The organism is Stenotrophomonas nitritireducens (genome assembly GCF_050984405.1).
Taxonomy (GTDB): Bacteria; Pseudomonadota; Gammaproteobacteria; order Xanthomonadales; family Xanthomonadaceae; genus Stenotrophomonas; species Stenotrophomonas nitritireducens_B.
This window is the reverse complement of sequence record NZ_CP158790.1, coordinates 3,819,198-3,828,054: the sequence shown is the minus strand read 5'-3', so window position 1 is coordinate 3,828,054 and position 8,857 is coordinate 3,819,198. Positions and strand designations below refer to the sequence as shown.

The window sequence follows — 8,857 nt, the reverse complement described above, 5'->3', positions numbered from 1 at the left end:
GCGGGCCCAGGCGCGCGGCATCGTGTCCACGGTTCCCTGCACCCTCCTGCGGCGCCGCGCCCGGCGATGGTCGCCGCCGCCGGCGCCATTCTAGAATGCCTGCCTTCCAGGGGACGAGGCATGGGGATGCACGACAACAGCCACTGCATCAACTGCGCCCTTGCCGTGGCCGGCCCCGGCCAGAAGTTCTGCCCGGGCTGCGGCCAGCCCACGCCGGCCCATCGCATCGACTGGCATTTCCTCGGCCATGAGCTGGAGCACAGCGTGCTGCACATGGACCGCGGCATCCTGTATTCGCTCAGGCAACTGATGCTGCGTCCCGGCAGGCTGATGCGCGACTACATCGACGGGCGGCGCGGCAACCACGTCAAGCCGTTGCTGCTGATCATGGTGAGCGCGGCGGCGGTCGTGCTGCTCAACCGCTTCTTCGCCGGCGGCATGCTGATGGACGCGGGCACGCCGGTGGGCGCGGCCGGGTCCCTCGAGCCGGGCCTGACGGCATCGGCCGCGGCGGCGCGTTACATCATTGCGAGCCAGACCGTCGCTGGGTGGGTCGACGCGCATTTCGCCGCGTTCACGCTGGCGCTGCTGCCGCTCGAGGCGTGGGTGCTGCGGCTGGTGTTCGGCCGCTACGGCCGGTTGAACTATCCCGAATGGCTGGTCGTGACCGCGCTGCTGACGGTGCAGGTGTTCGTCATCTGGATGGTGCTGATTCCGTTCCACCGCTGGATCCCGCACACGCAGTTCTGGGCGGGGCTTGCCGGGGTGGCCTATGCGGTGTATTCGCTGCTGCAGTTCTTCGAGGGGCGCCCGGCATGGCCGACGATCTGGCGCAGTTTGGTGGGCTACGGCGTGTTCTCGGTGCTGAGTTCGGTGGCGGTGGCCGTCGCCGTCTTCGTGGTGATGCTCGCGACCTGACGTGCCGGAATGCCGGCCGGCGGCTGGTGGGGCCCGGGTTCACTCCAGCGCGAAACGCAGCACGAACAATCCCGCCACCAGCCACAGCGCCGGCCGCGCCTCGCGCCAGCGTCCGGTACCGGCCTTGAGCGCGGCGTAGGCGATGAAGCCGAACGCCAGGCCATTGGCGATGGAGTAGGTGAAGGGCATCGCCAGCGCGCAAAGCGCGGCGGGCACCGATTCGGTCAGGTCGCTCCATTCCACGTTGACCAGCTCGCGCAGCATCAGCCCGGCGACGAACAGCAGCGCCGGCGCGGTGGCATAGGCCGGCACCATCGCCGCCAGCGGCGAGAACAGCAGCGCGGCCAGGAACAGCGCGGCGACCACCAGCGCGGTCAGGCCGGTGCGGCCGCCGGCCTGCACGCCGGAGGCGCTCTCGGCGAAGGCGGTGGTGGAACTGGTACCGAGCAGCGAGCCGGCGACGATGGCGCTGCTGTCGGCCAGCAGCGCGCGGCCGAAGCGCTTGCGGCCATCGGCCAGGTCCAGCAGGCCGGCGCGGCCGACCACGCCGTACAGCGTGCCGGTGGCGTCGAACACCTCGACCAGCACGAACACCAGCACCACCTGCAGCAGCACCGCCAGCGGCGCGCCGCCGTCGTGGTGCAGCAGGCCGGGCAGGTCCAGCTGCAGGAAGGTCGGCGCCAGGCTCGGCGGCAGCGACACCAGTCCGTGGTACTGCACGTCGCCGGCCAGCCAGCCGGCGGCGGTGACGGCGAGGATGCCGATCAGGATGGCGCCGCGCACGCGCCGCGCCTCCAGCACCGCGATCAGCAGGAAGCCGGCCAGCGCCAGCAGCGGCGGCACGGTGTCCAGCGGCCCCAGCGCCAGCATCGTGTCCTCGTTGGCGACGATCACGTTGGACTTCTGCAGCGCGATGATCGCCAGGAACAGGCCGATGCCGGCGACGATGGCCGAGCGCAGCGACGCCGGGATGCCGGCCACCAGCCAGGCGCGGATGCCGCTCAGCGACAGCACCAGGAACACGAGGCCGGAAATGAACACCGCCGCCAGCGCCTGCTGCCACGGCAGCCCCGCCGAACCGACCACGGTGAAGGCGAAGAAGGCGTTCAGGCCCATGCCCGGCGCCATGCCGACCGGGAAGTTCGCCGCCAGCGCCATCACCGTCGAGCCGATCGCCGCGGCCAGGCAGGTGGCCACGAACACCGCGCCCGGGTCCATGCCGGTGGTGCCGAGGATGTCCGGGTTGACGAAGACGATGTAGGACATCGTCAGGAAGGTGGTCAGCCCGGCCAGCACCTCGGTGCGGACGCTGGTGCCGTGCTGGCGGAGCTTGAACAGGCGGTCGGGGAGGGACATGGAAAGGATCTGGAAAATGCCGGGGGAGGAACCCTTCTCCCATGGGGAGAAGGTGCCCGAAGGGCGGATGAGGGGCGAAAGGAGTCCATGATGGTTGAACCAACGGGACTCCATTGCCCCTCACCCCAACCCCTCTCCCGATGGGAGAGGGGCCAAAGCAGCGTGGAGGCCTTCTGAAAAGCGGACGGCCGCATCGCTGCGGCCGTCCGGGTGCTGCTTACTTCAGCGCCTTGAAGCGCAGGCGCTTGGGACCGGCGTCGTCGCCGAGGCGACGCTTCTTGTCCTCTTCGTACTCGCGGTAGTTGCCCTGGAAGAACTCCACGTGCGAATCGCCCTCGAAGGCGATGATGTGGGTGGCGATGCGGTCCAGGAACCAGCGGTCGTGCGAAATGACGAAGGTGTTGCCCGGGAACTCCAGCAGCGCGTCTTCCAGCGCGCGCAGGGTCTCGATGTCCAGGTCGTTGGACGGTTCGTCGAGCAGCAGCACGTTGCCGCCCTGCAGCAGGGTCTTGGCCATGTGCAGGCGGCCGCGCTCACCGCCGGACAGCGAGCCGACCATCTTCTGCTGGTCCTGGCCCTTGAAGTTGAAGCGGCCGATGTAGGCGCGCGACTGGATCTCGGTGCCGTTGATGTTGAGGATGTCCAGGCCGCCGGAGATTTCCTGGAAGACGTTGTGGTTGCCTTCCAGCTTCTCGCGGCTCTGGTCCACGTAGGACAGCTGCACCGTCGGGCCGATCACGATCTCGCCCGAATCCGGCTTCTCCTGGCCGGTGATCATCTTGAACAGGGTCGACTTGCCGGCGCCGTTCGGGCCGATGATGCCGACGATGGCGCCCGGCGGGATGATCATCGACAGGTTGTCGATCAGCAGGCGGTCGCCGAACTTCTTGGAGACGTTCTTGAACTCCATCACCGAGTTGCCCAGGCGCTCGCCCGGCGGGATGAAGATTTCATTGGTCTCGTTGCGCTTCTGGTAATCGACCGACTGCAGCTCTTCCAGGCGGGCCAGGCGCGCCTTGCCCTTGGAGCGGCCGCCCTTGGCGTTCTGCCGCGACCACTCCAGTTCCTTGGCGATCGCCTTCTGGCGCGCCTTTTCCTGGTTCTCTTCCTGCTTGAGCCGCTCTTCCTTCTGCTCCAGCCACTGGGTGTAGTTGCCCTTCCACGGAATGCCGCGGCCGCGGTCCAGTTCCAGGATCCACTCGGCGGCGTTGTCCAGGAAGTAGCGGTCGTGGGTGACGGCCACCACGGTGCCGGTGTAGCGGTGCAGGAACTGCTCCAGCCATTCCACCGACTCGGCGTCCAGGTGGTTGGTCGGTTCGTCGAGCAGCAGCATGTCCGGCTTCTGCAGCAGCAGGCGGCACAGCGCGACGCGGCGCTTCTCGCCGCCGGACAGCTTGCCGATCACCGCGTCCCACGGCGGCAGGCGCAGCGCGTCGGCGGCCACGTCCAGCTGCTGTTCGACGGTATGCGCGTCGCCGGCGGCCAGAATCGCCTCCAGGCGCTCCTGTTCCTTGGCCAGCGCGTCGAAATCGGCGCCTTCCTCGGCATAGGCGGCGTAGACCGCTTCCAGCGCGGCCTGCGCCTGCAGCACATCGCCCACGCCTTCTTCCACGGCCTGGCGCACGGTGTGCTCGGGGTTCAGTTCCGGCTCCTGCGCCAGGTAGCCGACCTTGATGCCGGGCTGCGGACGGGCCTCGCCCTCGAAATCGGTGTCCACGCCGGCCATGATCTTGAGCACGGTGGACTTGCCGGCGCCGTTCAGGCCCAACAGGCCGATCTTGGCGCCCGGGAAGAACGACAGCGAGATGTCCTTGATGATCTGCCGCTTGGGCGGGACCACCTTGCTGACGCGGTTCATGGTGTAGATGTATTGCGAGGACATGACGTCTCCGTAGCGCACGCCCGCGCCCGGTCCGCAAGGCGGACGAGCCCGAGGCAAAAGGGAATGGGCGATTATAGCGGGAAGCCGCCGGCGTCCGGCGGCCGCCGCACGGCTGGCCGGCTGATGAATGGCGCCGTCGGTAACCGTTTCCAGCCGGAAACCGTTCAGATCGCGTGAGCATGATGGAAAGCGTCCATCAACACCGCGAGGGCCACCCATGAAGATGCACCGACTTGCAGTCGCCGCGATGACCACCCTGCTGGCCTTCGGCGCCACCGCTCCGGCCTTCGCCGCGGGCGACCGCGACCATGACCGTGGCCGCCACGGCTGGGACGACCGCGGCCGCGGGCACGGCCATGACCGCCACGACCGCCGCCACGACCGGCGCGAATGGCGCGACGACCGTCGCCATTACAACGCCGGCTACCGCGAGGGCTACCGCGACGCCCGCCACAACGACCGCCGCTACTACGCCCCGCCGCCGCGCGTGGTCTACCGCCCGTACGGGTTCGAGCGCGGCTACCGCTACAGCAACTACTACGGCGGCCCGGTCTACGTGGTCAACGACTACGACCGCTACCACGTGCGCCGTCCGCCGCACGGCCACCGCTGGATCCGCGACGACCGCGGCAACCTGCTGATGGTGGCCATCGCCACCGGCATCATCGCCGACATCGTGTTCAACCACTGAGCCGGACGGACCGTCCACAGCGAAGGCGCCCTTGGGGCGCCTTCGTCATGAGGGCGTCCTTCGCGGGCGCGCGGTGGGGCATGCCGCGAACGCCCGTCGTGTCCCAGGGAGTGCGCCCGCCGCGTCGCGCGGGGCGGGCGGGGGTAGGGGGGTGAAGGAAGCGCTACAATCGGCCCTCCCCCCGCCCACCCCTCCCAGGAGCCGAGATGTTCCCGCGTGACGCCCGTATCGAGTCCTACGACCCCGAGTTGGCCCAGGCCATTGCCGCCGAGTGCCAGCGCCAGGAAGACCATGTCGAGCTGATCGCCAGCGAGAACTACGCCAGCCCCCGGGTGATGGAGGCGCAGGGCAGCCAGCTCACCAACAAGTACGCCGAGGGCTACCCGGGCAAGCGCTACTACGGCGGCTGCGAATACGTGGACATCGCCGAGAAGCTGGCCATCGACCGCCTCAAGCAGCTGTTCGGCGCCGATTACGCCAACGTGCAGCCGCACAGCGGCTCGCAGGCCAACCAGGCCGTGTACTTCGCGCTGCTGCAGCCGGGCGACACCATCCTGGGCATGAGCCTGGCCCATGGCGGCCACCTGACCCATGGCGCCAAGGTCAATGCCTCGGGCAAGATCTTCAACGCCGTCCAGTACGGCGTGAACGAGCAGGGCCTGATCGACTATGACGAAGTCGAGCGTCTGGCCTTGGAACACAAGCCGAAGATGGTCGTGGCCGGTTTCTCGGCCTATTCGCAGATCGTCGACTGGGCGCGCTTCCGCGCCATCGCCGACAAGGTCGGCGCCTACCTGTTCGTGGACATGGCGCACGTGGCCGGCCTGGTCGCCGCCGGCGTCTACCCCAACCCGATCGAACACGCCCACGTGGTCACCTCGACCACCCACAAGACCCTGCGCGGCCCGCGCGGCGGCATCATCATCGCCAAGGGCGCCGGCGAGGAGATCGAGAAGAAGCTGCAGTCGATCGTGTTCCCGGGCATCCAGGGCGGCCCGCTGATGCACGTCATCGCCGCCAAGGCGGTGGCCTTCAAGGAAGCGCTGGAGCCGGAGTTCAAGGCCTACCAGCAGCAGGTGGTGAAGAACGCGCAGGCGATGGCCGAGACGCTGATCGCGCGCGGCTACAAGATCGTCTCCGGCGGCACGCAGAACCACCTGATGTTGGTGGACATGATCGGCAGGGACGTGTCCGGCAAGGACGCGGAAGCCGCGCTGGGCAAGGCCCACATCACCGTCAACAAGAACTCGGTGCCCAACGACCCGCGCTCGCCGTTCGTGACTTCGGGCCTGCGCCTGGGCACCCCGGCCATCACCACCCGCGGCTACAGGGAGCCGGACTGCGTGGCGCTGGCCAACTGGATCGCCGACGTGCTGGACAACCCGAACGACGAGAACGTCATCGCCGGCGTGCGCGAGAACGTCACCCTGCAGTGCCGGCAGTTCCCGGTTTACGGCTGAAGGGCCGGAGGGTGCCGCAGGCCGGCACCCGCGGCGATGTGATCGCCACGGCATGCGTGGCCGTGCCCCGGACCGGGCGGTCTTGCTCCGTTCCGGGGTTTACTGTATCTGCGTTGTAGTGAAGGGCCACCGCCGCCGCGGTGCCCGATGTCCAAGGCGAGATAGATGCACTGCCCGTTCTGCCAGCACACCGACACCCGCGTGATCGATTCGCGCGTTTCCGAAGACGGCGCGACCATTCGCCGGCGGCGCGGCTGCGAGGCCTGCGGCGAGCGTTTTTCCACGCTGGAAACCATCGAGCTCAAGCTGCCGGTCATCGTCAAGAGCGATGGCGGGCGCGAGGCGTTCGACGCGCGCAAGCTGCGGGTCGGTTTCGACCGCGCGCTGCAGAAGCGGCCGGTGGCCGAGGAGCGGATCGAAGCGGCGGTGCGCGCGGTGGTGCACCAGCTGCGCATGAGCGGCGAGCGCGAGGTGCCGTCGATCCGCGTCGGCGAATTCGTGATGGACGAGCTGCGCAAGCTCGACCACGTCGCCTACGTGCGCTTCGCCTCGGTCTACCGCAGCTTCGAGGACGTGGCCGATTTCCGCGACGAGATCGAGAAGCTCGAGCGCGACCATCCGGCCGGCGACGGCCAGCTGTCGCTGCTCGAGGCCGGCGCCGCGCGCCGCGAGCGCAAGGCGCCGCGCTGACGCCGCCGCGCATCGTCGGGCTGCAGGCGCGGCCGGCGTGCATTCCCGAAGTGGCGCGGGCGCATGTACGGGCGTTCGGCGAACTGTTGCCGGCGTGGACCGTCGAACAGGCCGAAACCGAGCTGCGCGCGCAGCGCGACGATGCCATTCCCTGCACGTGGCTGGCCGAAGACGACGGCGCCTGGCTGGGCTCGGTCAGCCTGCTGCACGACGACCACGAACAGATCCGCGGCTGGTCGCCGTGGCTCGCGTCGCTGTACGTCTGCCCGCAGGCCCGTGGCCGCGGCGTGGGCGCGCGGCTGGTCGGGCATTGCGTGGCGCACGCCGCGCGGCTGGGCGTGCGGCGCCTGTATCTTTACTGCGAGGCGGCGATGGTGCCGTGGTACCGCGCGCTGGGCTGGGAGGAGCATACCCGGCTGCAGCTCGGGCCGCTGGCCGTCACCGTGATGCAGATCGACCCGCCGCCGCCCTGAGGCGCGGCACCCGTTTCCGACGAGGTTTCGCATGCAGGAGTTCACCGCCACCGACCACCCGATGATGGCGCGCGCGCTGCGCCTGGCCGAACGCGGGGCATGGACCACGCGGCCCAATCCGATGGTCGGCTGCGTCATCGCCCACGGCGGCGAGGTCGTCGGCGAAGGTTTCCACCAGCGCGCCGGCGGCCCGCATGCGGAGGTGTTCGCGCTGCGCGAAGCGGGCGGCCGCGCGCGCGGCGCCACCGCCTACGTCACCCTGGAACCGTGCGCGCACTACGGACGCACGCCGCCCTGCGCGCTGGCGCTGATCGAGGCCGGCGTGGCGCGGGTGGTGGCGGCGATGGGCGACCCGTTCCCGGATGTCGATGGCGGCGGCTTCGCGCTGCTGCGCCAGGCCGGGATCGAGGTGGCGGTGGGGCTGATGGCGGACCAGGCGCGCGAACTCAACCGCGGTTTCCTCTCGCGCATCGAGCGCGGCCGGCCGTTCGTGCGGATCAAGCTGGCCGCGAGCCTGGACGGGCGCACCGCGATGGCCAGCGGCGAATCGAAGTGGATCACCGGTGCGACCGCGCGCGCCGACGTGCAGCGCTGGCGCGCCCGCGCCGGCGCGATCCTGACCGGCGCGGCGACGGTGCTGGCCGACGATCCGGCGCTGACCGCGCGCCCGGACACCGGGAACTTCCTGCCGCCGCTGCGCGTGGTGCTCGACGCGCGGCTGCGCACGCTGTCCTGCGCCCGGGTGCGCGAAGGCGATGCGCCGACGCTGTACCTGCACGATCCGGCGTTGGCACCGCCGGCACTGGAAGGCGCGCAGTTCGCCGCCGCGCCGCTGCAGGCCGATGGCCGCTTCGACCTGGCCGCGGTGATGGCCTTGCTGGCCGCGCGCGGCGTCAACGAGGTCCACGTCGAAGCCGGGCCGACCCTGTGCGGGGCGCTGCTGCGCGCCGGCCTGGCCGACGAACTGCTGCTGTACATGGCGCCGCTGCTGATGGGCGAGGGCGCGCGTCCGCTGCTGGCCGGGCTGGGCATCGAAACGATGGCGCAGGCGCGGCCGCTGGAGGTGCGCGACCTGCGCAGGGTCGGCAGCGACCTGCGCCTGCTGCTGCGCCCGGCCGCCGCGTAGGTGCGGGGTTCGCCCCCGCACGTTCCCGTCACGTTTCGCGGGAAAGCCGTGCCGGGCAAGCCCGGCACCTACGTGGGTGCGCTCCCGCTGCAATGTGCGGGAGCGCACGAGCGGACGGGGCGTACGCCCGCTGCTGGCCGGGCTGGGGATCGAGGCGATGGCGCAGGCGCGGCCGCTGGAGGTGCGTGACCTGCGCAGGGTCGGCAGCGACCTGCGGCTGTTGCTGCGCCCGGCCGCCGCGTAGGTGCGGGGCTCGCCGCC

The 8,857-nt window shown here is 70.0% G+C and carries 9 protein-coding genes; 7 read left to right on the top strand and 2 right to left on the bottom strand.

The window, feature by feature from the left end; genetic code table 11:
- Positions 1 to 126: 126 nt before the first annotated feature.
- A complete protein-coding gene (locus tag ABTV91_RS17155; protein WP_433852516.1) occupies positions 127 to 918 on the top strand; it encodes a DUF3667 domain-containing protein in 792 nt (263 codons plus the stop codon).
- A gap of 39 nt (positions 919 to 957) precedes the next feature.
- Here ABTV91_RS17155 and ABTV91_RS17150 read toward each other — a convergent pair whose 3' ends face one another.
- Both ABTV91_RS17150 and ettA read right to left on the bottom strand, forming a co-directional pair.
- Positions 958 to 2,274, bottom strand: coding sequence for an NCS2 family permease (locus ABTV91_RS17150; RefSeq protein WP_433852515.1), 1,317 nt, complete (start codon positions 2,272 to 2,274; stop codon positions 958 to 960).
- Between the two features lie 217 nt (positions 2,275 to 2,491).
- Positions 2,492 to 4,156: an energy-dependent translational throttle protein EttA gene (gene ettA, locus ABTV91_RS17145; protein WP_433852514.1), complete on the bottom strand. Its 1,665-nt coding sequence runs from the start codon at positions 4,154 to 4,156 to the stop codon at positions 2,492 to 2,494.
- Positions 4,157 to 4,373: 217 nt separating this feature from the next.
- Between ettA and ABTV91_RS17140 the strand changes: the two genes are divergently transcribed.
- The 6 genes from ABTV91_RS17140 (at position 4,374) to ABTV91_RS17115 (ending at position 8,840) form a co-directional block, all read left to right on the top strand.
- On the top strand, positions 4,374 to 4,847 hold the full coding sequence (locus ABTV91_RS17140) for an RcnB family protein (RefSeq protein WP_433852513.1): 474 nt from the start codon (positions 4,374 to 4,376) through the stop codon (positions 4,845 to 4,847).
- A gap of 206 nt (positions 4,848 to 5,053) precedes the next feature.
- Entirely contained in the window at positions 5,054 to 6,307 is a 1,254-nt protein-coding gene (glyA, locus tag ABTV91_RS17135; protein ID WP_433852512.1) for a serine hydroxymethyltransferase, read from the top strand.
- Positions 6,308 to 6,472: 165 nt separating this feature from the next.
- Positions 6,473 to 6,997 (top strand): transcriptional regulator NrdR, encoded by a 525-nt coding sequence (gene nrdR, locus ABTV91_RS17130; RefSeq protein WP_433852511.1) that lies wholly within the window; start codon positions 6,473 to 6,475, stop codon positions 6,995 to 6,997.
- On the top strand, positions 6,994 to 7,470 hold the full coding sequence (locus ABTV91_RS17125; protein WP_433854217.1) for a GNAT family N-acetyltransferase: 477 nt from the start codon (positions 6,994 to 6,996) through the stop codon (positions 7,468 to 7,470). The genes nrdR and ABTV91_RS17125 overlap by 4 nt, the downstream gene beginning before the upstream one ends.
- Positions 7,471 to 7,501: 31 nt before the next feature.
- On the top strand, positions 7,502 to 8,596 hold the full coding sequence (gene ribD, locus ABTV91_RS17120; RefSeq protein ID WP_433852510.1) for a bifunctional diaminohydroxyphosphoribosylaminopyrimidine deaminase/5-amino-6-(5-phosphoribosylamino)uracil reductase RibD: 1,095 nt from the start codon (positions 7,502 to 7,504) through the stop codon (positions 8,594 to 8,596).
- A 94-nt stretch (positions 8,597 to 8,690) separates the two neighbouring features.
- Complete coding sequence (locus ABTV91_RS17115) at positions 8,691 to 8,840, top strand: hypothetical protein (RefSeq protein ID WP_433852509.1); 150 nt, start codon at positions 8,691 to 8,693, stop codon at positions 8,838 to 8,840.
- The last annotated feature ends 17 nt before the right edge of the window (positions 8,841 to 8,857 follow it).

Excerpts from the sequence above, each read along its gene's own strand:
- ABTV91_RS17155 (WP_433852516.1), top strand. The coding sequence starts at position 127 with ATGCACGACAACAGCCACTGCATCAACTGCGCCCTTGCCGTGGCCGGC.
- ABTV91_RS17150 (WP_433852515.1), bottom strand. The coding sequence starts at position 2,274 with ATGTCCCTCCCCGACCGCCTGTTCAAGCTCCGCCAGCACGGCACCAGC.
- ettA (WP_433852514.1), bottom strand. The coding sequence starts at position 4,156 with ATGTCCTCGCAATACATCTACACCATGAACCGCGTCAGCAAGGTGGTC.
- ABTV91_RS17140 (WP_433852513.1), top strand. The coding sequence starts at position 4,374 with ATGAAGATGCACCGACTTGCAGTCGCCGCGATGACCACCCTGCTGGCC.
- glyA (WP_433852512.1), top strand. The coding sequence starts at position 5,054 with ATGTTCCCGCGTGACGCCCGTATCGAGTCCTACGACCCCGAGTTGGCC.
- nrdR (WP_433852511.1), top strand. The coding sequence starts at position 6,473 with ATGCACTGCCCGTTCTGCCAGCACACCGACACCCGCGTGATCGATTCG.
- ribD (WP_433852510.1), top strand. The coding sequence starts at position 7,502 with ATGCAGGAGTTCACCGCCACCGACCACCCGATGATGGCGCGCGCGCTG.